This is a genomic window from Marinobacter sp. R17 (genome assembly GCF_003789045.1).
GTDB classification, from domain to species: domain Bacteria; phylum Pseudomonadota; class Gammaproteobacteria; order Pseudomonadales; family Oleiphilaceae; genus Marinobacter_A; species Marinobacter_A mangrovi.
The window spans coordinates 88,392-112,448 of sequence record NZ_RHGZ01000002.1 but is presented as its reverse complement, the minus strand read 5'-3'; the positions used below and the strand labels follow the sequence as shown (position 1 = coordinate 112,448).

At 61.0% G+C, this 24,057-nt stretch carries 24 protein-coding genes; 1 reads left to right on the top strand and 23 read right to left on the bottom strand.

The window, feature by feature from the left end; genetic code table 11:
* Positions 1-12 precede the first annotated feature (12 nt).
* Positions 13-864 carry a class I SAM-dependent methyltransferase gene (locus EB809_RS02495; RefSeq protein WP_123633229.1) on the top strand — a complete coding sequence of 284 codons (852 nt, stop codon included), beginning with the start codon at positions 13-15 and terminating at the stop codon, positions 862-864.
* 305 nt (positions 865-1,169) lie between these two features.
* Here the strand turns inward: EB809_RS02495 and flhB are convergent, their stop codons facing one another.
* From flhB to EB809_RS02380, 23 genes are all read right to left on the bottom strand, one after another.
* On the bottom strand, positions 1,170-2,306 hold the full coding sequence (gene flhB, locus EB809_RS02490; RefSeq protein WP_123633228.1) for a flagellar biosynthesis protein FlhB: 1,137 nt from the start codon (positions 2,304-2,306) through the stop codon (positions 1,170-1,172).
* An 18-nt stretch (positions 2,307-2,324) separates the two neighbouring features.
* The gene (gene fliR, locus EB809_RS02485) at positions 2,325-3,107 is read right to left on the bottom strand and encodes a flagellar biosynthetic protein FliR (protein ID WP_123633227.1); all 783 of its coding nucleotides are present in this window, start codon (positions 3,105-3,107) and stop codon (positions 2,325-2,327) included.
* A 2-nt stretch (positions 3,108-3,109) separates the two neighbouring features.
* On the bottom strand, positions 3,110-3,379 hold the full coding sequence (gene fliQ, locus EB809_RS02480; protein ID WP_123633226.1) for a flagellar biosynthesis protein FliQ: 270 nt from the start codon (positions 3,377-3,379) through the stop codon (positions 3,110-3,112).
* A 12-nt stretch (positions 3,380-3,391) separates the two neighbouring features.
* Positions 3,392-4,147 (bottom strand): flagellar type III secretion system pore protein FliP, encoded by a 756-nt coding sequence (fliP, locus tag EB809_RS02475; protein ID WP_123633378.1) that lies wholly within the window; start codon positions 4,145-4,147, stop codon positions 3,392-3,394.
* A gap of 5 nt (positions 4,148-4,152) precedes the next feature.
* Positions 4,153-4,614: a flagellar biosynthetic protein FliO gene (gene fliO, locus EB809_RS02470; protein ID WP_407944032.1), complete on the bottom strand. Its 462-nt coding sequence runs from the start codon at positions 4,612-4,614 to the stop codon at positions 4,153-4,155.
* A gap of 61 nt (positions 4,615-4,675) precedes the next feature.
* Positions 4,676-5,197: a flagellar motor switch protein FliN gene (gene fliN / locus EB809_RS02465; protein WP_123633225.1), complete on the bottom strand. Its 522-nt coding sequence runs from the start codon at positions 5,195-5,197 to the stop codon at positions 4,676-4,678.
* The gene (gene fliM / locus EB809_RS02460) at positions 5,190-6,188 is read right to left on the bottom strand and encodes a flagellar motor switch protein FliM (RefSeq protein WP_123633223.1); all 999 of its coding nucleotides are present in this window, start codon (positions 6,186-6,188) and stop codon (positions 5,190-5,192) included. Before fliM ends, fliN begins: the two co-directional genes overlap by 8 nt.
* Positions 6,189-6,237: 49 nt before the next feature.
* A complete protein-coding gene (locus EB809_RS02455; RefSeq protein WP_123633221.1) occupies positions 6,238-6,744 on the bottom strand; it encodes a flagellar basal body-associated FliL family protein in 507 nt (168 codons plus the stop codon).
* Between the two features lie 231 nt (positions 6,745-6,975).
* Positions 6,976-8,142, bottom strand: a complete 1,167-nt coding sequence (locus EB809_RS02450; RefSeq protein WP_190294808.1) for a flagellar hook-length control protein FliK — start codon at positions 8,140-8,142, stop codon at positions 6,976-6,978.
* Between the two features lie 270 nt (positions 8,143-8,412).
* The gene (locus tag EB809_RS02445) at positions 8,413-8,760 is read right to left on the bottom strand and encodes an Hpt domain-containing protein (RefSeq protein WP_123633217.1); all 348 of its coding nucleotides are present in this window, start codon (positions 8,758-8,760) and stop codon (positions 8,413-8,415) included.
* A gap of 158 nt (positions 8,761-8,918) precedes the next feature.
* Positions 8,919-10,661, bottom strand: a complete 1,743-nt coding sequence (locus EB809_RS02440; RefSeq protein ID WP_123633215.1) for a fused response regulator/phosphatase — start codon at positions 10,659-10,661, stop codon at positions 8,919-8,921.
* An 18-nt stretch (positions 10,662-10,679) separates the two neighbouring features.
* The gene (locus tag EB809_RS02435; RefSeq protein WP_123633213.1) at positions 10,680-10,985 is read right to left on the bottom strand and encodes an STAS domain-containing protein; all 306 of its coding nucleotides are present in this window, start codon (positions 10,983-10,985) and stop codon (positions 10,680-10,682) included.
* Positions 10,986-11,190: 205 nt separating this feature from the next.
* Positions 11,191-11,640, bottom strand: a complete 450-nt coding sequence (gene fliJ, locus EB809_RS02430) for a flagellar export protein FliJ (protein WP_123633211.1) — start codon at positions 11,638-11,640, stop codon at positions 11,191-11,193.
* Entirely contained in the window at positions 11,637-13,007 is a 1,371-nt protein-coding gene (gene fliI, locus EB809_RS02425; protein WP_123633209.1) for a flagellar protein export ATPase FliI, read from the bottom strand. The genes fliJ and fliI overlap by 4 nt, the downstream gene beginning before the upstream one ends.
* Positions 12,988-13,899 carry a flagellar assembly protein FliH gene (locus EB809_RS02420; protein WP_123633207.1) on the bottom strand — a complete coding sequence of 304 codons (912 nt, stop codon included), beginning with the start codon at positions 13,897-13,899 and terminating at the stop codon, positions 12,988-12,990. Before EB809_RS02420 ends, fliI begins: the two co-directional genes overlap by 20 nt.
* On the bottom strand, positions 13,899-14,894 hold the full coding sequence (gene fliG / locus EB809_RS02415) for a flagellar motor switch protein FliG (protein WP_263316969.1): 996 nt from the start codon (positions 14,892-14,894) through the stop codon (positions 13,899-13,901). Before fliG ends, EB809_RS02420 begins: the two co-directional genes overlap by 1 nt.
* A 46-nt stretch (positions 14,895-14,940) precedes the next feature.
* Positions 14,941-16,680: a flagellar basal-body MS-ring/collar protein FliF gene (fliF, locus tag EB809_RS02410; RefSeq protein WP_123633203.1), complete on the bottom strand. Its 1,740-nt coding sequence runs from the start codon at positions 16,678-16,680 to the stop codon at positions 14,941-14,943.
* A gap of 15 nt (positions 16,681-16,695) precedes the next feature.
* Positions 16,696-17,073 carry a flagellar hook-basal body complex protein FliE gene (fliE, locus tag EB809_RS02405; protein WP_123633200.1) on the bottom strand — a complete coding sequence of 126 codons (378 nt, stop codon included), beginning with the start codon at positions 17,071-17,073 and terminating at the stop codon, positions 16,696-16,698.
* Positions 17,074-17,353: 280 nt separating this feature from the next.
* The gene (locus tag EB809_RS02400; protein ID WP_123633198.1) at positions 17,354-18,784 is read right to left on the bottom strand and encodes a sigma-54-dependent transcriptional regulator; all 1,431 of its coding nucleotides are present in this window, start codon (positions 18,782-18,784) and stop codon (positions 17,354-17,356) included.
* Positions 18,785-18,835: 51 nt separating this feature from the next.
* Positions 18,836-20,071 (bottom strand): sensor histidine kinase, encoded by a 1,236-nt coding sequence (locus EB809_RS02395; RefSeq protein WP_123633196.1) that lies wholly within the window; start codon positions 20,069-20,071, stop codon positions 18,836-18,838.
* 252 nt (positions 20,072-20,323) lie between these two features.
* On the bottom strand, positions 20,324-21,769 hold the full coding sequence (locus EB809_RS02390; RefSeq protein ID WP_123633194.1) for a sigma-54 dependent transcriptional regulator: 1,446 nt from the start codon (positions 21,767-21,769) through the stop codon (positions 20,324-20,326).
* 208 nt (positions 21,770-21,977) lie between these two features.
* On the bottom strand, positions 21,978-22,292 hold the full coding sequence (locus EB809_RS02385) for an SOS cell division inhibitor (protein ID WP_123633193.1): 315 nt from the start codon (positions 22,290-22,292) through the stop codon (positions 21,978-21,980).
* 145 nt (positions 22,293-22,437) lie between these two features.
* Positions 22,438-23,799 (bottom strand): DUF1329 domain-containing protein, encoded by a 1,362-nt coding sequence (locus EB809_RS02380; protein ID WP_123633191.1) that lies wholly within the window; start codon positions 23,797-23,799, stop codon positions 22,438-22,440.
* Positions 23,800-24,057: the final 258 nt, after the last annotated feature.

Genomic DNA, 24,057 nt, shown 5'->3' with positions numbered 1-24,057 from the left:
CAAGGATCGCCCATGCCCCGCCCGATCGACAGCACCGGCATCAGCTTTACCGCCCTCTACACCGGCGCCGTCTGGCAGCACAATGGCCTGTCGGAAGACGGCCTCACTCCACCCGCCGGCCACGCCCTGTACAACCTGATGACGCCTTTTGAGGGGCTCAGTCGCCTGGTTACCGGCGGCAATATCCGCACTTTTCTTCTGCAACGCCACCTGATCATCGACCAGCTGATTCACGAAGCCATCGAACAGCGCGGCATCAGCCAGATACTGGAAATCGCGTGCGGCCTGTCGCCCCGCGGCATCCGCCTGCGCCAGCGCTTCCCTCACCTGCAGATGCTGGAAACCGACCTGCCGGCCATGGCTACCCGCAAGGCAGCGTATCTCGCCACCCACGGTTATCTGGGGGACCATCATCAGGTTCGGCCCATCGATATTTTTGCCGATGGCGGCCCGCTGGCGCTGGAACGGGTGATTGAGGATCAGTTCGACGCCGCTCGCCCGCTGCTGGTGGTAACCGAAGGCCTGACCAGCTACTTCTCGCTCGACGACATCAGCCAGTTCTGGCGCCGGCTCGCGCGCTGTCTGGCGGCAAGACCGGGCTCGGCCTACCTGACGGAAACCTATCTCAAGCCCGAAGGGAAAATTCTGGGCCGTGGCCTGGATGTGCTGCGCGGCGCGCTGGGCCAGATGACCCGGGCCCAGGTCAGTTTTCATTTCCGCGATGGCGAATCCGGTGCCCGGCACCTGGCCGGCCTGGGGTTCGATGACGTTCGGGCGATTGATCCTGAGGAATACTACGGGCGATTGCCGATTCCGGAAAGCCGCGGGACGCCGCTGGTTCGAATTCTGGACGCGCGGAGTTAGCGGCTGGACACGGGCGCCTGGCGGCACCTCGATGGGTAGGTTGGGCTGACGAAGGAAGCCCAACAATGTCACGCCTAAACATGGAATGTTGGGCTTCCTTCGTCAGCCCAACCTACGCCACCATGATTACGCGGGGCACTCAAGAGGCTTGAGAGAGACTTAATCGAAACCAATGGATGCCATCGCTGGAGAAAAGGACACGGATGTCCTTGGCCGCAATAGCGGGCCAGGGATGGCCCTCTAGGGCGGCGGAAGCGATGGCATCCATTGGTTTCAGCCCCCAAGATCTGCTGAAGTCCCCCAACTCAGCTATCCCGCCGCAAATCACCGGGAATCGGGAAGTCCGGCATACCCGGCCGCTGCCCTTGCCCACGACGATAACGCCGCAACTGGTACAGGTAGGCCAATACCTGGGCAATCGCCACATAAAGGCCCTGGGGAATCTCGCCGCCCACGTCGGTGTTGTGATAGACCGCCCGGGTCAGCGGCGGCGTGCGCAAGACGTCCACCTTGTGCTCCCGGGCGATTTCCATGATCTTGAAGGCCACCTGATCGGCGCCCTTGGCCACGACGACCGGCGCCGCCATTTTCTTCTGGTCGTACTTGAGCGCTACCGCATAATGGGTCGGGTTGGTAATGACCACGTCGGCCGTCGGCACATCCTGCATCATCCGGCGCTGGGCCATCTCCCGCTGGAGCTGACGGACCTTGCTCTTGACCTCCGGCTTGCCCTCGGTGTCCTTGAACTCGTCCTTGACCTCCTGCTTGGTCATGCGCAGCTTTTTCTGGTGGTCGTAGATCTGGAACGGCACATCGATGGCCGCAATGATGATGGTGGCGCAGGACAGCAGGAAAAAGCTCCAGCCCAACGTCCACAACACGTGCTCCATGGCCGGAATCGGTGCTTCCTCGGCGATTGCCAATAAGTCGTCGGTGCGCTGGTCGAGGATCACCAACGCGATAACCATCACCAGCGCCACTTTCGCCACCGCCTTGACCAACTCGATCAGCGCCCGTAGCGAGAACATCCGCTTGAGCCCCTTGAGGGGATCCATACGACTGAGCTTGGGGGCAATGGCCTTGCCACTGAACAGAATACCGCCGATGCCTATCGGCCCGAAGATGGACGCCACCAGCAGCAACAGCAGAATGGGCGACAACGCGACGGCGGCATCCTGGGCGGCGGCTCCCAGCATGGTGGTCATATAGTTCGTGTCAAACGCCACCATACGCTCGAAGGAAAAGCTGTAGCGCATGATGCGCTCGAGGGATGCCCCCAATGTGGAACCGAACATCAGCAGGCCACTGGCGCCCGCCAGCAGGACGGCCATGGTTGCCAGTTCACGGGAACGGGCCGTCTGCCCCTCTTCACGGGCCTTTTCAAGCCTTCGGGGGGTGGCCTCTTCGGTTTTTTCCTGACTGTTGTCGTCTTCTTCAGCCATCGCCGTCAACCCGTCGGATCAGGGGATTCGCTCTATGGAGCGCATGAAATCAAAGGTTTGCCGGGTGTAGTCGTCAAAGTGTGGCAGAAAATTGGCGTGCAGCACCCAGATGGCAAACAATCCAAAAATCAGGCCAATCGGGAAGCCGAGGGAGAAGATGTTCATCTGGGGCGCGGCCCGGGTCATGACCCCGAACGAGATATTCACGATCAGCACCGCCGTCACCGCCGGTAGGGCCAGCAGCATGGCGGAGACAAACATCCAGGTGATCCGGTGTGCCAGCTCCCAGTAGGCATCCGGTCCCAGTCCGCCAGTCCCGATGGGAATGGTCCGGAAGCTCTCCAGGAAGACTTCGAACGCCACCAGATGGCCGTTCATGGCCAGAAACAGCAGCGTGACCGTAATGGTGTAAATCTGCGACAGCACCGGTACGTTTACACCATTGGCCGGATCCACCATCGAAGCGAAGCCCAGCCCCATCTGCATCGCAATCATCTGGCCGGCAATCACGAACAGCTGGAACAATGCCGTGAGCACGAAGCCCAGGCCGGCACCAATCAACACCTGCTGGATGGTAATCACCACCGCGTTGGCATTCAGCGCGTCGACTTTCGGCACATCGCCGATCATCGGGACCACCAGGATCGTCATCAGCAAGGCCAGTCCCAGGCGAATCCGGGCCGGCACCAGAGCGGCGCCGACGAACGGAATCGTCATCATGAAGCTGGCAATGCGAAACAGCGGCCAGACGTGTTGCCCGACCCACTGCCCCACGCCGTCGGCGGCGATCTCCAGTGCCATCGTCAACCGATCAGGTAGGGAATATTGGTGATCAGCCGTTCAGCGTGATCCATGAGCTGATGCAGCATCCAGGGACCGAACACGATGATCGACAGCAAGGTAACCAGCAGGCGCGGCAGGAAACTCAGCGTCTGCTCGTTGATCTGCGTGGCCGCCTGGAAGGTACTGACAATCAGACCGACAATCAGGCCTGGCCCGATGATGATCGCCGACAGCAGGACAATCAGCCAGAGGGCCTGGCGCATGATGTCGATCACGGTTTCCGGGGTCATGGCCGACCTCCCCTACAGTCCGTAGCTGGCCGCCAGCGTTCCCATGATCAGGGACCAGCCGTCAACCAGCACAAAGAGCATGATCTTGAATGGCAGCGAGATAATGATGGGTGACAGCATCATCATCCCCATCGCCATCAGCACACTGGCCACCACCATATCGATGACCAGGAAGGGTATGAACAGGATGAAACCGATCTGGAAGGCGGTCTTCAACTCACTGGTGACGAAGGCCGGCATCAACACCCAGAACGACACATCGTCGGGGCTGGCCGCCTTTTCGCCGGAAATGCGCATGAACAGCCCCAGGTCGTCTTCCCGGGTCTGGGCCAGCATGAACTTGCGGAACGGTTCAGAGGCGGCCTCGACCGCTTCCAGGGGCGCCATCTGTTCAGCCAGGTAGGGCTGTAACGCCGTCTCGTTCACCTGCTCGAACACCGGCCGCATGATGAAGATGGTCAGGAACAGCGCCAGCCCCAGCAGGATCTGGTTGGACGGTGTGGACTGCAACCCCAGCGCCTGACGCAGGATGGAAAAGACGATGATGATGCGGGTGAACGACGTCATCATCATCAGCATGGCCGGCAGGAACGTCAGCGCCGTCATCAGCGCCAGGACCTGCAGGGTGACCGAATACTCCTGGGTATTGCCATCCGGACCCGGCGTTACGGTGATCGCCGGGATTCCGGGGATATCGGCCGCCTGGGCCGGGAGAACAAACAGGAACAGGGGAAGGCACGTCAGGCACAGTTTAAGGCTTCGGGCCAACAGGGTCACGCATCACCTCCCTGGTCATTGCGGGAGGCCGAGCGATCACCCCAGCTGCGCCCGAGCATGGTCTGCAGTCGCTTGGCAAACTCACTGTCGCCGCCCACGCTGCCACTGACCACTGGCTCGTCAAAGACATGCAGCGTCCGGATCGCGGTGGCGGTAATGCCCACCAGGATCTGGGTGCCGCCCACTTCAATCAGGGCAATGCGCTCGCGGGCGCCCACCGGCATGACGCTGACCACTTTGATCGCCTGGTTGTTCATGCCGGACAGGCCGTTCATCCGCTTGACCAGCCAGGCACAGCCAAAAATCAGGGCAATGACGACAATCAGGCCAAGCCCCAGGCTCATCAGTGATGTGAGGTTATCAGCGCCGCGAGTGACCGCACCAGCGCCATTTTTTTCTTCGGCCAGCAACGGGGCGCTGAGCAGCAGAAGCCATCCGCAGAACAGGATGCGATACAAGGGAATACCTCCACCCACCCGTCAGGCCCGGGCCATCGGCCGGGCCGGGGGTCAGGCTTTCTTATTTTGACAGTCGCTTGATGCGCTCGCCCGGGCTGATGACGTCCGTCAGGCGAATACCGAATTTCTCGTTCACCATGACCACCTCACCATGGGCGATCAGGGTGCCGTTGACCAACACGTCCAGCGGTTCGCCCGCCAACCGGTCCAGCTCGATCACCGACCCCTGGTTGAGCTGCAGCAGGTTACGAATGGGAATCTGGGTGTTCCCGACCTCCATGGAGATGGTCACCGGAATATCCAGGATGACATCCAGATCCGGAGCCGGACCCGTGCCGGTTTCCGAGATCGCACTTTCCTGGCCGAACTCTTCCATCGGTGCGGCTTTCACATCCTCTTCACTGGCACCGGCCTCCGCCATGGCGGCCGCCCATTCGTCATCACGTTCACCGCCGTCTTCGGCAGCGGTTTCGCCGTCAGCCGCATCATCGCCGGATTCGGACATGGCGGCTTCCCACTCGGCAGCGAGCTTTTCGTCTTCGCTCATCTCCTGCCCCTCTTTCTTTTTGTCGTCTTCAGCCATGCCTGTTCACCTTCAGTTGCTTCTTCACTTTGGGCCGGTTCATGCGACGGGTGACCCGCAGCGCCAGATTCCCGTCGCGGGTGCCCATTTGGGCCTGATAGATTGGAATGCCGTTAGCCGTTACCGTCAGCTCTTCTTCCAGCTCCACCGGAATCACATCGCCGGCCTTGAGCTTGGCGATTTCCCGCAACGACATCCGGCGTCGGCAGACCGTGGCATTGACCGGAACATTCACGGCCTTGATGTCTTCCTGGAGGGCATTGACCCAGCGTTCATCGACTTCGTCGATATCACTCTGGACACCCGCGTCCAGCACATCCCGGATCGGTTCGATCATGGAATACGGCAAGGCCATGTGAAGCTCGCCACCGCCGCCGTCCAGCTCAATATGGAACGTGCTGATCACCACCACTTCACTGGGGCTGACGATGTTGGCCATCGCCGGATTGACCTCGGAGCTGAGGTACTCGAAATCCATTTTCAGGACGGCATTCCAGGCCTCGCGCATGTCCTTGAAGACCTGATCGAGCATCATCTGCACGATGCGGGTCTCGGTGGGCGTGAACTCGCGGCCCTCGATCTTGGCGTGCCGACCTTCCCCGCCAAAGAAGTTATCCACTAACTTGAAGACCAGCTTGGCGTCGAGAATAAACAACGCGGTGCCGCGCAGCGGGCGCATCTTGACCAGGTTGAGGCTGGTGGGCACGTACAGCGTGTGGATGTATTCGCCAAATTTCATGATCTGCACGCCGCCGGTGGAAACGTCGGCGTTGCGGCGCAGCATGTTGAACAGACTGATGCGGGTGTAACGGGCAAATCGCTCGTTGATCATCTCGAGCGTCGGCATCCGGCCGCGCACGATCCGATCCTGGCTGGCCAGGTCGTAATTCTTGACGCCGGTATCGTCGACGTCGTCATAGGTGTCGACATCGCCGTCATCAACGCCGTGCAGGAGCGCGTCGATCTCGTCTTGTGAGAGTAAGTCCTGCATAGTCCCTATCCGACCTCGAGATTAGTCAATCGGCCACAATCTGTCATAGCTACTGCAACACAAAATTTTCGAAAAGGACATGGTCGATCGGCTCGCCGCCTTCCTCCGCCAGGATGCCGTTGATCGTGTCCAGTGTCTCCTGCAACAGCTTTTCCTTGCCTTCAGGCGTCTGCATGGCCTGGAAATCCTGCCCGCCAAACAGGGTCAGCAACCGGCTTCGGATCAGCGGCATGTTGGCCTGCGCGACGTCCAGCGCCCCCTGGTTGCGGCTTTGCAGCGCCAGGAAGATCTGCATGTAACGCTGGCGCCCGTCCGTGGACAGTGTGACCACAAACGGTTTGGTGATGGCGTAGTAGTGGCTGGACTGGAATGCTGGCTCGGCCGTCTCGTCGGCGGCCGCTTCATCGGCGGCAGCACCGTCATCGGATTTCAGGAACCAGAGGGTGCCGGCCACCGACAGCCCCACCGCCAGAATAATGATCAGGACAAGGCCGATGATCAGCTTCAGCTTGCCTTTACCCCCGCCCGCAGGGGCCTGCTCGGTATTTTCCGCCATAAGTCCTACAGTCAGATTATTGTCATATCACGCTGTCTGGAGATGTTAGCAGCAAGGAACAGGCCAATCCTGCTCCAGATAGCCGCTTCCAGTCAGATCTTTTGGAAAACAGAAGTTTAGCGTTTGGACGCGGAGACATAAACCACGAACGCACGTTCCGTGCATTCTGACGGGGTCTGACGGAAAATTCGTCGCGAAGAGCGGGAGGGGAAAGCCAGCCTGACCGGGCGGTCAGGCGTACAGATCCACTTCGCCACGCCAGCTCAGATCAAGCTGACCGCTGGCGAGCGTGCCGGATTCGTCGGTCGAAAGTTCCTCGCCCTCTCCGGCCAGGCTGCCACTGCCATTGCCACCATTCTCATCCTCCTGCTGCAGTTGCTGCTGGGCGCCCTGGTCTGCCGTGTCAGCGGACACTTCAAAACGATCCAGGTTCAACCCGTTCTCCTGCAGCATGTCACGCAGACGGTGGCCGTTCAGTTCCAACTGGTCCCGGACGGCGGCATGGGTGGCGTGGACCGTCACCTGGGCCTGGTCGTGATGCACCTGAACCCGGACTTCCAGCGGTCCCATGTCCGGCGGGGTCACGTGGATTTCCGCGGCGGACATGCGCTGACTGGTGAGCCAGGCCAGCTTGCCGGCGATCTTGTCGCCCCACTCGGCGTGCTGAACCGGCAGATCAATGCTGGTGGAATAGCTTTTCAGGGGCGCCATGGTTTCGCGACCTTCAAGCCCCCGTTGCAGACTGGTGGCGTTATTCTGCACCGACGTTTGGGTGCTGCTGTCTCCCTGCAAGCGACCCAGTTGGGCAGAGAAATCCAGGGCTTTGCCTTCGGCGGCAGCGCCCTTGCCAAGCAGCGTGCTGACGGCGTCCGACTTACCGGCCCCCAGGCCGTCACTGTTCCCGTCCTGGGCACTGTTGCCCGATGCCCCCTGACCTAGCGATTTGAGAGAAAGCCCCTGCAGCGGATTCTGTGCGGCAGAAGACGAGGTCGATGGACCGTCGGTTGCGGATGTTTTGGCGCCTTCCACCGGCACATTGGTTGGCATGGAGAAGAGCATCGGCGCAGCGGCATCGTCTTTCCGCTTGTCGTCTTTCTGATCCTTGCCGTCCTTTTCCTCATTAGACACCGTTTTCTCGCTCTTGTCGGCCTGGCTCTCCGCGACCGACTTGTCATCGTCGGCGGCATCGGCCTCTTTGCCCTTGGCATCCTTGGCCTTGGCGTCATCGGAACGCCGCTGTTCTTCGGCCTTGTCCGCCCGGGCGCTTTCTTCCTGGCGCTCGTTGGCATCGGCCCGCTCAGCCCGTTTTTCCTGCAGACGCTCATCTTCCGCCCGGCGCTGGGCCCGGTCCTGCTGCGCCTCCTTTTGCTCCAGGCGAGACTGTTCGCGGTTGGACACTTCCTGGAACGCTTCTCCGGAACGTTCCGAGTCTCCAGCCGACGAGGATCGGTCCAACATTTTATCGGGTGTGGGTGATGCAGGGTTAAGCACCAGTCCGGACATGGCAACCTCTTGCCGCTAGGCATCAATCAATCAGTGTTGCAGGGACTGGAGCAATTAAGATGCCAGATTCCATCCGGCGGGCGGGTGCTCGCTGAGCGGGCACCCGCCCGCGCTGACCTGTCGGACCACCGGCACAAGGGCCGGCCCGACAGGCCGACTCCGGCTTCAAGGCATCAGGGTGCGTTCAAGCAGCTCGCGGACGGTAGCAAATTCGCTCTGGATATCGTCCAGAACGTGGCGGGCATCTTCAATGCGATTTTCCTTGCCCGCCATTTCCGCATCGGCACACAAAGCGCCAAGTCGTGGCGCACCAATGTTGATGCAACTTCCCTTGAAGCTGTGGGCGGATCGGGTGAAGGCGTCGGCGTCACGATCACTGATTGCCGATCTCAGTGTATCCAGCCGTTCCGACGAGTCGCTCAGGTAGGTCCTGATCAACACGTCGAACTCACCTTCCATAACCTCCTGAAGTTCCGCAAGCGCGTCATCGTCCAGATGTGGCTTGTCGTTCATGATTGTCTCCTTGTCATCCGGCCGGCCTGCGGCTTGGCCGGCGGATCACCTTGTCCAGCTTGGATCAGCGGGCATCCCTCAACGATGCCCCGGACGTGCCCCCTCGGGAACGCGCCGCCAACGGAGGTCGGCTACACTGCCTGCTCCGTCATCCCGGTTCAACCCGTGTGTTGTTCCGATTCGTCGGGATCGAACGTCCAGCGATAGACCGCCTCGACTTCATTGCCCGTGCCATGGTGCGTCAGCGAGTCACACAGCTGTCGCAGCAACGCCAGCCCGCGGCCGGCGTACCCGGCCTCAGGGACGGTCCTTTGTGTCTGCTCAGTATAGTTGAAGCCCACGCCACTATCCCGGCACACCACCCGCAACTCACCGCCGTTCCGGCCGGTCTTGTGTTCGAGGCGGAACAGCACCGCATGATCGCCCACGGTTCGCAGTCGGCGTTCCCGCTCGGCATAGTACTGGCCGAACCCTTCCGGTGAATTCTTCCAGACAGACGGCAGTCCCAACACCCCATGTTCCAGGGCGTTGGTGTAAAGCTCCGCGAGCACAGTGTACACTTCGCCACCCCGCCGGCGCAGACCGGGCACCTCCATACAGATGTGGAGCAACAGCGGCAGCGGGTTGAACTGGGCCAGCGTTTCGCCAGTTACCTCATACTCACAGGACCAGGTAGCCGGCCCGCTCAGGGCCGACTGGGTGACCCGCAATGGCAGCTCTTCAACCTCGGCCGGCGGTACCACGTCGACGGTCAACACCGTCAGATCATCGCTGGATTCCTCGGCGCCAGTAAACCGGGCTACCGCCCGCAGCACCGCATCCAGCACCGACTGGTCGTCGGGCGTACCGGCAACGGCGGCTTCCAGCCGGGTCTCGCCGAACATCTCGCCCTCGGCGTTCATGGCTTCGGGAACACCATCGGTGGCAAACAGCACCGTGTCCCCTTCTTCGACCTTGTAACGGGCCACATCCACACTGAAGCGTTCCGCCGCGACGACCCCCAATGGCAGGTGGGCCGAGGTCAGTCGTTCAACGGCCTCTCCCCGGCGCAGCAGGAAGCCACAAGGTAATCCGCCATTCCAGATACTGAGGTTGCCCAGATGAAGGTCAAGCTCGATAAAGGCGGCGCAACAGAACATGTCCTTGGGCATGATGCGCCACAGCTTCTGGTTGATCTCGCGCAGGATATCGCCGCTCAGGAAGCCCTTGCTGGTCATGCCGTAGAAAATCTCGGCCACCGGCATGGCCCCAATGGCCGCCGGCAGACCGTGGCCGGTGAAATCGCCGATCAGTATATTCATGCCACCCGACGGACGCGGACAGGCATACAGGATGTCGCCGTTAAACACCGACATGGGCGAGGCATGGTAGCGGATATTCGGCGCATCCAGGCAGCCAGTGTGGGCGACATTGTCGAAAACCCGTTTGGCAATATTCTGCTCGTTGACCAGTCGCTGGTTGTGGGCACGAATCACGTCCCGCTGCTGGCTCAGGGTCCGGTGCATCACCCGCATGCGATTAAAGGCGTTGATCTTCGCTTCGATGATGATGCGGTTGTAGGGCTTGGAGAGAAAGTCATCGCCGCCGGCTTCCAGACAGCGGGCCAAGGCGTCGGCGTCGGACAGGGACGTCAGAAAAATGACGGGCACCAGCGATTCGCCCGCCAGCGCCTTGATATGGCGTGCCGCATCCATACCGTCCATGCGCGGCATCATCACGTCCAGCAACACGATCTGGGGCTGGAAACGCCGAAAGCATTCCACCGCTTCGATACCGTCAGCAGCCGTCATGACATCATGGCCCTGACGCCGGACCATGGTACTGAGAATCAGGCGGTCGCTTTCGCTGTCATCGGCAATCAGGATGCGCAACGTCTGCGCGTCCTTTTGCACATCGTCCAACGTAACGTCTCTTCCCGTTTACTGGATGGAGAACAGCTGCTCGAAATTGGAAATGCTGAGAATCCGTCTCACATCGCTATTGCAGTTCTCGATGCGGACGCGGCCGGCATCACCGCCGGCGTAATCCCGCAGCAACAGGAGCATGCCCAACGCGGAGCTGTCCAGATAGGTGGTCTCAGACATATCAATGACGTAATCGCTGACGTCCTGATCATCGTGTTCGTAGGCATCGCGGAAGCTTTGATGGGAACTGAAGTCGAAGCGTCCATCAATACTGATAACCAGCGTGCGACCATCTTCGCTTCGCCGCGTATGAATTGCCATGCGGTGTCCTCCGTCAATGCTTGAGCCAGCGGTTCTGAATCGGGCGCGGCACCTTTGAATGGCGTCTGCGGCCCTGCCCCGGGTATGTCCTTTACGCCGAGTGTCCGGGATGTCTCCGAACTCATTTTTGATTATTCCACGGCATTGAGGATAGACAAAACTCGGCGAAATGCATGCGTAAATTTAAAGTGGATTCCCCGACGGATCACGTCAAACGGCGTCGGGCGTGCATTCGATTGGCGGCTTCGTCAGCCTGTTTCTGGTCCCGCAGGTCCTGCTGGCGCTGCTCCTGGGCCCGGCAGGCTTCAATGTGACGCGCCATGCCCTTGCGACGTTCATAAGCCTCGCGCCAGACATCCCGGGCCTTTTCAAACGCTTCAACCGCTTTGCGGACCTGTTGTTCCTGGGACACGATGGCCTGATCGAGCTGGGCAATGAAGGCCTGCCAGCCCTGCAGCTTGGTCACCGACACCACCCCTTGCTGACCGCGGCGCATCTGGTCCCGGTAGTCGGCCTGGTAGCGGCGCAGCTCATCCAGCTGGTGTTGTTGTTGCTGCATGTGCTGGCGCGCACGGTTAAGCCCATCCAGCGCCTGGTCCTCGCGGCGCTGCTCCAGCGACAGGACCACTTCTAGCCGTTCGGACCGCGGTTTCATACGTTACCCTGCTGCGGCGGTTCCGGCGCCCGGTTCTTGCGATTGGGCAGCACCTCCTGTAACCGGTCAACGCTGGCCTGGTAGGGCGCGCTCTCTTTCAGCCCCTGGCGCAGGAAGGCACGCATGTCGTCGATGCGTTCGATGGCGTAATCGGTCTCCGGATCGGACCCTTTGACGTACGCGCCGACGCTGATCAGATCCCGCGCCTGCTGGTAGCGGGCGAAAACCTGTTTGAATTCCTGGGCTTTGCGGAAATGCTCGTTGGCCGTCACCTGGGGCATGACCCGGCTGACCGAGGCTTCCACATCAATGGCCGGATAATGCCCCTCTTCCGCCAGCGAGCGGGACAGCACAATGTGGCCGTCCAGGATCGCCCGGGCCGCGTCGGCTATCGGATCTTGCTGGTCATCGCCTTCGGTCAGGACCGTGTAGAACGCGGTAATCGACCCGCCACCGGGCTTGCCGTTACCCGTACGTTCCACCAACTGGGGCAGCTTGGCAAAGACCGACGGCGGATAGCCCTTGGTCGCTGGTGGCTCGCCGACTGCCAGCGCAATCTCCCGCTGGGCCTGGGCGTAACGGGTCAGCGAGTCCATCAACAGCAGGACGCGTTTGCCCCGGTCACGGAAATACTCGGCGATGCGCGTGGTGAGCATGGCGGCGCGCAAGCGCATCAGGGGCGAATCGTCCGCCGGTGAGGCCACGACCACGGAACGGGCCAGACCCTCATCGCCGAGGATGTCTTCGATGAATTCCTTCACCTCTCGGCCCCGTTCGCCGATCAGGCCGACGACGGTGATGTCCGCGTCGGTGAACCGGGTCATCATGCCCAACAGCATACTCTTGCCCACACCACTACCGGCGAACAGCCCCAGGCGCTGGCCCTGGCCGACCGTCAGCAGCGAATTGATGGCTCGAATCCCGACGTCCAGGCTCTGCCGGACCGGGGCTCGGTGCAGGGGGTTGATGATTTCGCCGGCCAGGCCCACCTGGGCTTCGGCCCGCAGGGGGCCACCGCCGTCCAGCGGCACACCGGAACCGTTGATCACCCGGCCCAGTAGCTCAGGTCCCACCGGCACCCGGCTCGCCGAAGACAGCGGCACAACACGGGCGCCGGGTCGCAGCCCCTCGATGGCGGTCAACGGCATCAGGTAGACGCGGTCATCCTCGAAACCGACCACTTCCGCCTCAACACTGCCAATACCCTGCCCCTGGATCACGCAGCGATCGCCCACCACCATCGGGCAGCCGACGCACTCCAGCGTCAGCCCGACCATACGAGTCAGGCGCCCGGACAGCTCCGGTTCGATCTGTGGTGGCAAGTAATCCTGGAGTCGGTTGAGGCGGTCAGCCAGAGTGCTCGTCACGGTCATCCTCCCCGCGGTCGGTCTCGGTGTCCGTGTCGGTCGGGCCGGACGCTGTCTGGTCGTCGGCGTTGCCGGTTTCCAGCACGTCGCGATGGAAATCCGTCAGGTCGCCCATCATGGCATCCAGCTCGACGCTGTCGCCGGGCTCGTCACTGTCCAGTTGCTGATCCAGCATGCGCTGGACGGCTTTCTGGAAGCGTTTCTCCACCGTGAAATCCACCAGGCTGTGGCGGGTTTCCACCTTGCAGCCGCCGGCCAGGATGGTCTCGTCTTCGACGACACTGGCTTCGGCTTCCAGACGGCCGGCCACATCCCGGACCCATTCCAGGTCCGACGGATTGACGCGGATGCGTACGTTATCCTGGGTGGACGGCAGGCTGGCTATGGCTTCACGGACCACGGTGCGGATCTGGGACGAATCGGTTTGCAACTCCCGATAGACCACCGCACGGGCCAGAACGGTGCTCAGATTGAACAGGGCCGTTTCCAGCTCGTCCTCATGGCGATGGATGGGATCCACCAGATCGGCCATGATGGCTTCGAGCTGCTTCAGCCGGGCCTCGACCTCTTCACGGGTCTGTTGCAGCGCTTCTTCCCGGCCCTGGGTACGGCCCTCTTCCAGCCCCTGCTGGAACCCTTCCTGGTGGCCGGCTTCCCGACCGCGGGTCAGACCTTCCTCGTGGCCGGCTTCCTGCCCCTCCTTCTGACCGTCTTCCCAGGCTTCCTTGCGAATGGCTTCCAGATCGGCAGCCGTCAGCGGTTTGACGTTGCGATCTTCCTCCCGGGAATGCGCCACCATGTTGCCTTTTTCATCAAGCAGCGGGAGCTCCCAACGCTCGTAGGCAGTCAGCTCTTCGGAAGGAATTCGATCACGATGGCCCTTGTGTTTCATTACATCATTTCTTCGCCGGAACCGCCGAGGGTGATTTCACCCGCTTCAGCCATTCGGCGGGCAATGGTGATAATGTCTTTCTGCGCCGTTTCCACTTCGCTGACGCGGACCGGCCCCTTGGCCTCCAGGTCATCCGCCAGCAGCTCGGACGCGCGTTTGGACATGTTCTTGAAGATCTTGTCCTTGACCTCGTCATCGGCACCCTTGAGTGCCACGACCAGGACTTCGGAAGAGACTTCGCGAAGCAGGGCCTGAATGCCCCGGTCATCGATGTCCTTGAGGTTGTCAAAGACGAACATCAGGTCTTCGATGGTCGATGCCAGATCCGGATCCATGTCCTTGATGGAATCCATCAGGTTGCCTTCGACGCTGCGGTCCATGAAGTTCATGATATCAGCCGCCCGCTTGACCCCGCCAATCCGGCTGGTTTGGGTGGTAGAGCCGCCGGAGAACTGTTTCTCAAGGATGTCGTTGAGTTCCTGCAGGGCCTGGGGCTGGACGCTCTCCAGCGAGGCTACCCGCATCAGGACATCCAGCCGGACCTTGTCGTCCAGGGTAGCGAGGATTTCGGCGGCCTGATCCGGGTCCAGGTAGGACACGACAATGGCCTGGATCTGGGGGTGTTCGTAGCGAATGATGTCCGCCACCGCCCGTGGCTCCATCCACTTCAGGGTATCCAGACCGGTGGTGTTACCGCCAATCAGGATCCGGTCAATCAGGCTGGAGGCTTTGTCGTCACCCAGTGCCTGGGTCAGCATCGCCCGGATGTAGTCGTCGTTACCCACGCCCAGACCGGTTTGCCCGCCCACGGCGTCGACGAACTGATCCAGCACATACTTGACCTCTTCGCGGCTGACGTCCTTCATCTGGGCCATGGCGACCCCCACGCGCTGGACCTCCTTCGGCCCCATGTGCTTGAGGATCTGCGCAGCATCCGCTTCACCCAGGCTCATCAGCAGGATAGCAGCCTGCTCCACCCGGGGAATCTTGCGCATCGGCTTGGCCTGCTCCTTGGCCGGCTGGTTTTGCGCTGCGTTGTCGTCAGTCATCCACGTTTACCCACTGGCGCATGACCTGGGCGACCCGAGCCGGGTCTTCCGAAATCACGCCTTTCAATGCGTTCAGTTGCTTATCATAGCTATCTGTCGCACCAGGCAAAAGGAGGTCGTCGCTGCGATCCATGGCGCTGCGCAGGGCGTCGTCACCTTCGATGCCCTGCAGGCTGTCGTAATCGTCCGAACCCAGTGACCGGTCGCGCTCGCTGCGACCGGCGCCGGACAGGCTCTTCAGGGTCGGGCGCAGCAGACCAAGGACCAGGATCAGGATCACCAGACCCGCCAGCACCTGCTTCATCAGATCCCAGAACCAGGGCTGCTCCCAGAAGCCCGGTTTTTCAAAGGCCACCTGCTGCTCCGGCGCAAACGCCGTATTCATGACGGTCACACTGTCGCCACGGGCTGCCGAGTAACCTACCGCATCCCGCACCAGCAGGGTCAGGCGCTGCAACTCCTGCTCCGACCAGGGCTGGTAACTGACTTCGCCGGTGTCGGGATTGACCACCCGCTTGTCGTCCACGGCCACGGCAACGGTCAGACGCTGGACCGTGCCCTGCTCCTGACGAATGTAGCTGACGGAACGGTCCATCTCATAGTTCTTGGTCGACTCGGTGCGGACGTTAACCGGCGTACTTTGCTGCTGGTTCTGTTGCCCCTGCTGACCCTGACCGTTCTGCTGATTCTGCTGGGCCTGGTTGTTGTTGGCCACTTCCGGTGCCGTCGCATTGCCTGGCGGCTGATTGCTGAGCGCACCCGGAATCCCGCCCTGAGCCCCCGCAGTCCGCTGCTCGCTCATCTTCCGCTCGGACCGGATGGCCCGCTGTTCGGGGTTGTAGAGTTCCTGGGCTTTCTCCACGTTGGAGAAATCCAGATCCGCCGAGACTTCGGCGCGGAAGCGGTCGTCACCGACCACCGGCGCCAGAATACTGGCGACCCGCTTGTTGAGCTTGTCCTCGATGCGGGACGCGTATTCATACTGGTCCTGCATCTGCTTGGCGTCGCTGTCCTCGTCATCATTGGTCAGCAGGTTGCCGTTCTGATCCACAACGGTGACGTGCTCCCGCTTCATTTCCGGCACGCTGCCGGCCACGAGATTGACGACGGCGGAAATTTGTTCGTCCGAAAGGCGCCGACCGGAGTAGACCTCCAGGAAGACAGACGCCGACGGTTCACGGGCATCCCGGACAAATACGGAACGCTTGGGAATCGCCAGGTGGACACGCGCCCCGTGGACGTTGCTCATACTGGAAATGGTACGCGCCAGCTCCCCTTCCAGGCCGCGGCGGTAGCTGATGTTTTCCATGAACTGGGACGTGCCCAGCCCCTGCTCCTTGTCGAGCAGTTCATAACCAACGGTTTTCTCGTCGGTGACGCCAGCGGTGGCCAGCTTGAGGCGGGCGTTATAGACGTCATCCGAGGCAACCAGGAGCGCACCGGTACGGGGCTCCATGTGATAGTCGATACCGGACTGATCCAGGATATTGGTGACTTCCTGGGTGTTGTAACTGGACAGATCCCCCAATACCGGTTGGTAGTTGGGCTCCTGGGCCCAGAGTACCACCGCGACGCCCAGCGCGACGCTGGCTGCCAGCCCTACCATCAGGCCAATCTGGCGCAGCAGGGTCAGGCGATTGAAGCCGAACAGGAGATCGCTCTGGCTTTCATTGCCGGCGTCGGTCGTTGCCGGTGTATTGGATGTTGTTGCTTCGGCGGCTGCACTGGCCATGGTTCTGCTCCGCTATCAGACCGGCATGTTCATGATGTCTTCATAGGCCTGCACCACACGGTTGCGGACCTGAGTCAGGGCTTCGAAAGAGACCGAGGCTTTCTGCGAGGCAATCATAACCCGGGCAATATCCACATTGGGATCGCCTTTCTCGTAGGCCGTGGCCAGTTGCGTGGAGTTGGACTGCAGCTCGTTCACGCCATCTACGGCCTGCTTGAGCATGTCACCAAACCCCGGGGCTTCCTGGGTTTCGCTGGGACCATTGGGCTTGCGGACGCTGTCGAGGGAACCCTTGAGCTGGTTCTCCTGCTCGACCCGCTGATTCTGCATCATCTGCGAGCGCAGAGAACGAATCTCGGAAAGGACGTTGTTGATGTCGGCCCGTTGAACCATGGTGCTCTCTCCTCGCCGGTTGCGCCTGACAGCAAACCGGCTCGCGTTGATCAGTCATTGCTGGAGGATTTAAAGCAAAGTCCGGGCCAAACCATAAATAACGTTAATTTTCATAAGGATAAGTAGAGTTTTCGATATTGTTACCGGAACCTTGCCAAATAATTGACTGGCGCCAGGCAGCAGCGCCGAAGGACCAACGGGCCGGTAACAAAAAAGTGGCACCCGAAGGTGCCAGACGAAGGAGTTAACGCAGGAGTCAATCAGGGGTTCACAATGCGGATCAGGCTGTGGCCAGCTCCGCGTCGAGGTCGATACCGAAATCACGCATTTGGGCCAGTTTGTAGCGCAGCGTGCGGGGACTGATGCCCAACTGCTCGGCGGCGCGATTCCGGCGGCCGCGCTCACGCTTGAGGGCATCGATGATGATGCGGAATTCACGTTGTTTGAGGTCCTGCCCCAATGAACCGGACTCGGCCTCTTCTTCGGTCATTTCCGTCTGGAGCGGCTCACTGACCGGCAGCGTCGGTTCTTCAACCACCGGTTGCGGCGGGGTTGGCACGGTGCGGGGACTCAGTCCGGTAATGCCCATGTCCAGACACAGATCGTCGGCGACGATGTCCTGACCCTGGAGCAGCACCAACGCCCGCTGGATGGCATTGTCCAGCTCACGAACGTTGCCCGGCCAGCTGTGATGGCGCAGGGCCTGCTCGGCATCGCGGCTGAAGCTGATGCCAGTCAGCTTCATCTTGCGACTGTGGGACTTCAGCAGGTGGCGCGCCAGGGGCATAATGTCCCGCGGGCGCTCGCGCAACGGCTGCCACTGCATCGGGAAGACGCTCAGGCGATAGTAAAGGTCTTCCCGGAATTTGCCTTCGCGGACATAATCCGCCAGGTCACGGTTGGTGGTGGCCAGCACGCGCACATCCAGCCGGATCGGCTTGCGACCGCCGACGCGCTCCACCTCTCTTTCCTGAAGGACCCGCAGCAGCTTGGCCTGCAAGCCCATGTCCATTTCGGAAATCTCGTCCAGCAGCAACGTGCCGCCGTTGGCCTGCTCGAATTTGCCCGGCGATGAGGCGTGGGCGCCTGTAAAGGCCCCTTTCTCGTGACCAAACAGGATCGCTTCCAGCATGTTTTCGGGAATCGCCGCGCAGTTGATCGCCACGAACGGCTGATCCGCCCGCGAGGAATACTGATGGATATAGCGAGCCAGCACTTCCTTACCCGTCCCGCTCTCGCCGGAGATCATCACCGTCGAATCACTGGCGGCTACCTTGCGGGCCAGTTGGAACATACGCTGGCTGACCGGATCTTCCGCTACCGGCTCGTCCTTGCGGCGGGAGCCATCGCCGCCCACAACGCGACCAACCGCCTCTACCAGCACCTGCGGCTCGAACGGCTTGACCAGGTAATCGATGGCGCCGGCCTGCATCGCGGCCACCGCGTCGCTGATCTGGCCGTAGGCGGTAATCAGCATCATCGGCAGCCCCGGATGCAGTCGCTGGACGTCCGACAGCAGGTCATGACCGGACTTACCGGGCATGTTGACGTCGCTCACCACAATATCGACGGGGCCGTCCGCCAGCCGCTGCAGCGCCTGCTCGGCGGAGTCGGCTTCACGTACCTTGAATTTCGCCAGCTCCAGGGTCGTCACCAACGCCTCGCGCAGGTCACGATCATCCTCGACGATCAGAACGGTTGATTTGGCCATGATTGCCTCCGCCTTGTCCTTACTCTTGTACTCAGTTTCTTGAGTTCAGTGTTAAACCGCGTCCTGGGCCAGAGGCAGGCGTAGAATCGCTTGCGCACCTGAGCCCTCGGACGTCAGATCAAACTCGCCCTTGTGCGCTTTCACCACCGCCTGGACCACAGCCAGACCCAGCCCGGTGCCCTGGGATTTGGTGGTGTAAAACGCTTCGAGCAGTTGCTCACGCTCTTCCGGCGCAAAGCCCGGCCCGTTGTCGGCCACAATGATTTCCGCCTGCCCTTCGCTCACGCTGACCCGCACCGTCACATGATTGGCACCGGCTTCCAGGCTGTTGTTCACCAGGTTCAAACAGGCACCGACCAGCGCGTCACGATTACAATGGATCGACGCGGTAGACGGTGTCAGCGCCCACTCCAACGTCGTTTCCGGACGCAGCGCCAGACCATCGGCCGCGCCCTGCAGGGCCTCACCCAGGGACGCCAGGGACAGCTGTTCCGCCAGGCGCGTTTCGCCCCGGGCAAAGATGAGCATGTCGCGGACCTGTTGTTCCAAATGAGTCAGTCGGGACATCAGCCGATCGGCACAACGCTGGCGCAGTTCCGGCTCCAGGTCCGGCTGGGACAGGTGCCCGCCGTAGAGAATGGCAGCGGACAACGGTGTACGGATCTGGTGGGCCAGCGACGCCACCATCCGGCCCATGGCCGACAGGCGCTGGGCGTGGGACAGCTGGGCCTGGAGGCGACGGGTTTCTGTCAGGTCGTTCAGCAGGATCAACTGGCCCGGCTCGTTTTCCATGGAGCGGATTTCAATGCTGACCCGCCGGCCATCCCGCAGAGAGACTTCATGACCGTCGTCCCGACGCGGTGCGAAACAGCGCCGGATCACCTCAAGCCAGGCCTCCCCTTCCAGCGGCTCGCCGAGCAGCGACACCGCCGCCGGGTTGCACTGGCTGACGACGCCCTTGCTGTCGAGAACCACCACGCCCGCAGGCATGACGGAGAGCAGTGTGGACAGTCGGTCGGCCAGGCGCTCCTTCTCTTCCAGCTCCTGCTGGCGCTGTCGGGTCTCAGCGGTCAGTTCACCAGACAGCTGGTTCACCCGGGACTCCAACGTGCGGTAGGAATCGGTAATCTGCCGGGACATGCGGTTGAACAGGTCCAGGGCGGAATCCACCGCAGCATCGTCGGTGGCTTCCGGAAACAGCGCCGTCACCTTCTGATTGGCGTCGGCGGCGGCGTTGGACCCACCGGCCGTCGCGGATGACTTGGCGGAAAACTGCAGCTGGCTCATGCCTGACCTCCCGGCTGCGGGCTCACGACGAAAGGTCGCGACGCCCGCAATATAATTAGCGTTGCAGGTCTTAAAGCTATTGCTGTGCCAGTTTTTATTTTTTCTTACTTTTCAGTAAGTTTCCGGAAAACAGAAAGCGGAGATGCCAGATATTTGTCGGAATATGAAGGCGTTAGACAAGGCGGGAACGGGATTTTGACAGTGGAAGGAATCAGGCATTCGGGCCGGCCACGAACAGCCGGCCCGGAACATTCAGGCGTTTTCGGAGGTCTCTTCGCGCAGGCCGTATTTGCGGACTTTTTCCACCAGCGTGGTCCGGCGAATGCGCAGTTTTTCCGCCGCACGGGCCACAACGCCGCCGGCTTCATCCAACGCCTGTTGGATCAGCTGCTTCTCAAGATTGCCCAGGTAATCTTTCAGGTCGATGCCGTTGACGGGCAGTAGCGCCGGCGCATCCAGCCCCACCAGGCCCGGCACGGCACCCGGCATGCCCTGATCTTCCATCGGCCGATTCTCATCGAAATCGTCCACATAGCGGAACTTCTTGGGCAACTCCTGGACACCGATCACGCCGTAGGGGTGCATGATGGCCAGGCGCTCCACCAAGTTGGCCAGTTCGCGCACATTGCCCGGCCAGTCATGGCGGCACAGGCTCATGATGGCGGCGGAATTCAGGCGCAGTGAGCCGCGCTTTTCCTTCTCCATGCGGGCGATCAGCTCGTTCACCAGCAGCGGAATGTCCTCGACACGCTCGCGCAAGGCCGGCATCTCGATGGGAAAGACGTTAAGGCGGTAGTAGAGGTCTTCCCGGAAGTCGCCGCCCTCGATCATGTCTTCGAGGTTCTTGTGGGTGGCGGCGATGACCCGAACGTCGGCGCTCTGGGTGCGGTTACTGCCCACCCGTTCAAAGGTTTTCTCCTGCAGGACCCGCAGGATCTTGACCTGCATGTTGAGCGGCATATCGCCGATCTCGTCGAGGAACAGGGTGCCGCCTTCGGCCATCTCGAAACGCCCAATCCGGGCGGTGATCGCCCCGGTGAATGCGCCCTTCTCATGGCCGAACAGTTCGCTTTCCAGCAGTTCGCCGGGAATGGCGCCGCAGTTGACCGGTACGAAGGGCTTGTCGCGACGCGGCGAATGGTAGTGCAGGTTGCGCGCCACCACTTCCTTGCCGGTTCCGGATTCGCCGGTGATCAACACGCTGACTTCCTTATCGGCCACCTGGCTCATCAACTGGCGCACGTGCTGTACGCTCCGACTCGTGCCCACCAGACTGCGGAACAACTGAACGCTACGCTGCTGTCCCCGCTCTTTGGAACGGGCGTACTGATCGCGGAAGACCTGGCCGCGATAAAGGGAGTCGACAAATTTGGTGTAGTTGAGGGGCCATTCCATGCGGGCGATCACCCGCTTCGCGATTTCCTCGCTGGCATCGGCCAGATCGGGATCCCCCACTACCAGGACAGGAAGCCCGGGATCGCGTTCGTCCAACTGCTTGAGCAGGTCGACCAGCCCCGGCTCGGCGCTGTCCACCATCACCGACGTCGCGTCGGCCAGATCGGTCGTCTCAATACTCGCCAAAGCCTCCGGGGCGACCACCTGAGAGACCTCTCCGATAAAATCCAGGATCGTTGTCAGATCACGACGGACTGCGTCATTACTAATCAGGACCAGAATTTTATTGTGTTCGCTGGACATGCGGGATTTGTCTCCGGGTTATCAGGAAGGCACCGACCAGCCAGCTGTCAGATCGCCCCGGGGACGGGTCTGCGAAAGATGTGCTGCATTGGATGCCGGAGCCCCTCGGCAATGCTCTGGAAAGGCCACAGTTTGCCTGAATTCTGACGCGTAGTTAAGACTCCGGAAAGGTTTGAGTCAATTTTATGACGCAAAATTTTACCAAAAATCACGGCCGGCGCCCGCGGGCTCGGACATTGGCGTAGGTCTGCAGCGCATTACGGTTCTGGTTCATTCCCCGCAGCTCCCTCGCCGCCGTATCCCGGGATTCGGTCGCCCGCCGGGCAGCGTCATCCATCAGTTGCTGGAGGGTTTGCAGTCGCTGCTCCAGCTCGTCGCGATCGTTCCTCTCATCCGCAACCACCGCTGAAACCGTCGGCTGAACGGACTGACTGACCTGCCCCAGTGTCTCCCAGTCATCCTGCGAGAGCGCTTCGCGAAAGGCGTTGATCAGGCGATCCAGCGATTCCAGTGCATTCGGCATTCGGTCTTCCCCTTCCCGGCGTTCAGTGGATGATTCACGCAGTATAACCGCGATATCGCCTGCCGCCGACCGGTACGCCACCAGGCTTGCGTCCCAACAAAAAACCCGATCCACAGGGATCGGGTTTTATCGGCGTCGATATTCATCAGCGGCGGGCTGAGCGACGTACCGCAGAGGCAGTGAACTCGTTGCCACGGAAGCCCGGATGGAAATCATACGGGCCCTGGCCATCATCGAGCCCGTCCACATAATAGCGGTCGGACTTGAGATCGTAGGTCAGTTCCAGCGTGGTCCAGAACACCGGTACCGTGTAGTAGCTGATGTTGTGAGCCTCTGAAACCCGCCAGAGGTTGCCGTCCTCGTCGTACTCTTCAGACACCAGGATCTGCCAACTGTCTTCGTCGATGTAGAACACACGACGATGATAAATGTGCTCGATGCCGGTCCGCAGGGTAGCTTCCACAACCCAGACCCGGTGCAGTTCGTAACGGGTCAGTTCCTGATTGATGTGGCGCGCCTGGACGATCCTGTCGGCCGTCGCGGACGGCTGATGCAGGCGATAGGCGTTGTAGGGCACGTAGATTTCACGCTTGCCCTTGAGCACCCAGTCGTACTGGTTGGGCGCACCGTTATACATATCCTTCTGATCCACCGAGCGCAGCGACGAGCTGTTGGGCAGATCCGTGGTATAGGCCAGGTTCGGGGACCGACGCAGGCGACGCTCTCCGGATTCATAACGCCACGCCAGACGCGGCGACCGCACCTGGTCCAGCGTCTCGTGAACCAGATTCAGTGTCCCGGCCAGACTGGAGGGCGCCATAATCCGGGTCTTCAGATAGAAGATCTTGTTGTCGATATCCGCGAGGGTAGCGCCCGGCTCGCTGTAGGCGAAGAAGTAGTCGTACTCGGTCAGCACCGGCGTGAACGATCCATCCACCGTCGGTGTGGCGAAGGCGGAACGGTAGGACACTTCTTCCCCGCGGTAGCGCAGGATGTGATTCCAGATCGCTTCCAGGCCGCTCTTCGGTATCGGGAACGGGCTGGTGGCAATGGTATCGCGCACGCCATTACCGTTATCCAGCAGGGTTGCAGAAACGGCGTTATCACGCAGGCGATCATAGATTCGCTCGGGGTAAGCCGCCGTGCGCCGGGTCCGGTAGACCGGCATCACATAATCGGAGCCGTACTGCTCCAGCAGTTTTCGATGGCCGGCGGTCAGCTTGTCCTTGTAGAGATCGGCATTGCGGGCCGTAATGACGAACAGCGGCTTGTCATCGGTAAACGGATCCGTCTCGATCTTGCCCTTCTGGTAACTCGCGGGCGGCGTTGACAGCCCGCCGTCCCAGGCCGGGATCGTGCCTGACGGGTTTCCGGCGCGCTCGGCGCCAACCGGTGTCAGGTCCTGATCCAGGCGGGCGGCCTCAGCGTCGGATACCTTGGCCTGGGCGATACTGCCCATCCCGGCCAATGACAACACTGCCATCAGTGCAAGCGTCTGCTTCCCCATAGTCCGTTCTCCAACCAGCATGGACGCATTCCGCCACGGACGACCTTTCGTCGAACGTGTTGCGAACACGTCGTTATATTTTTCGAATGCGCGCGCTTTTTGCCTGATTGGCGAGCGGATGACAAGCATTGAATTGTAGGAAGTTGTTAATTGGTAGCTTGCGAGGCGCCCATCATCGACACACAACGACAGCGAAACACAGGCAACAATCTGGTAGAATCACAACCAGTAGCGATCAATGGAGTCACGGGGTTCCGA

What these genes read in the sequence shown, in the direction of transcription:
- fliR (WP_123633227.1), bottom strand. Translation starts at nt 3,107, where the DNA reads ATGGCACTGGAGATCGCCGCCGACGGCGTGGGGCAGTGGGTCGGGCAA.
- fliF (WP_123633203.1), bottom strand. Translation starts at nt 16,680, where the DNA reads ATGGCCAGTGCAGCCGCCGAAGCAACAACATCCAATACACCGGCAACG.
- fliN (WP_123633225.1), bottom strand. Translation starts at nt 5,197, where the DNA reads ATGGCTGAAGACGACAAAAAGAAAGAGGGGCAGGAGATGAGCGAAGAC.
- EB809_RS02390 (WP_123633194.1), bottom strand. Translation starts at nt 21,769, where the DNA reads ATGTCCAGCGAACACAATAAAATTCTGGTCCTGATTAGTAATGACGCA.
- EB809_RS02395 (WP_123633196.1), bottom strand. Translation starts at nt 20,071, where the DNA reads ATGAGCCAGCTGCAGTTTTCCGCCAAGTCATCCGCGACGGCCGGTGGG.
- fliQ (WP_123633226.1), bottom strand. Translation starts at nt 3,379, where the DNA reads ATGACCCCGGAAACCGTGATCGACATCATGCGCCAGGCCCTCTGGCTG.
- EB809_RS02435 (WP_123633213.1), bottom strand. Translation starts at nt 10,985, where the DNA reads ATGGCAATTCATACGCGGCGAAGCGAAGATGGTCGCACGCTGGTTATC.
- EB809_RS02385 (WP_123633193.1), bottom strand. Translation starts at nt 22,292, where the DNA reads ATGCCGAATGCACTGGAATCGCTGGATCGCCTGATCAACGCCTTTCGC.
- flhB (WP_123633228.1), bottom strand. Translation starts at nt 2,306, where the DNA reads ATGGCTGAAGAAGACGACAACAGTCAGGAAAAAACCGAAGAGGCCACC.
- EB809_RS02380 (WP_123633191.1), bottom strand. Translation starts at nt 23,799, where the DNA reads ATGGGGAAGCAGACGCTTGCACTGATGGCAGTGTTGTCATTGGCCGGG.
- EB809_RS02445 (WP_123633217.1), bottom strand. Translation starts at nt 8,760, where the DNA reads ATGAACGACAAGCCACATCTGGACGATGACGCGCTTGCGGAACTTCAG.
- EB809_RS02495 (WP_123633229.1), top strand. Translation starts at nt 13, where the DNA reads ATGCCCCGCCCGATCGACAGCACCGGCATCAGCTTTACCGCCCTCTAC.
- fliJ (WP_123633211.1), bottom strand. Translation starts at nt 11,640, where the DNA reads ATGAAACCGCGGTCCGAACGGCTAGAAGTGGTCCTGTCGCTGGAGCAG.
- EB809_RS02400 (WP_123633198.1), bottom strand. Translation starts at nt 18,784, where the DNA reads ATGGCCAAATCAACCGTTCTGATCGTCGAGGATGATCGTGACCTGCGC.
- EB809_RS02420 (WP_123633207.1), bottom strand. Translation starts at nt 13,899, where the DNA reads ATGAAACACAAGGGCCATCGTGATCGAATTCCTTCCGAAGAGCTGACT.
- fliG (WP_263316969.1), bottom strand. Translation starts at nt 14,894, where the DNA reads ATGCGCAAGATTCCCCGGGTGGAGCAGGCTGCTATCCTGCTGATGAGC.
- EB809_RS02455 (WP_123633221.1), bottom strand. Translation starts at nt 6,744, where the DNA reads ATGGCGGAAAATACCGAGCAGGCCCCTGCGGGCGGGGGTAAAGGCAAG.
- fliM (WP_123633223.1), bottom strand. Translation starts at nt 6,188, where the DNA reads ATGCAGGACTTACTCTCACAAGACGAGATCGACGCGCTCCTGCACGGC.
- fliE (WP_123633200.1), bottom strand. Translation starts at nt 17,073, where the DNA reads ATGGTTCAACGGGCCGACATCAACAACGTCCTTTCCGAGATTCGTTCT.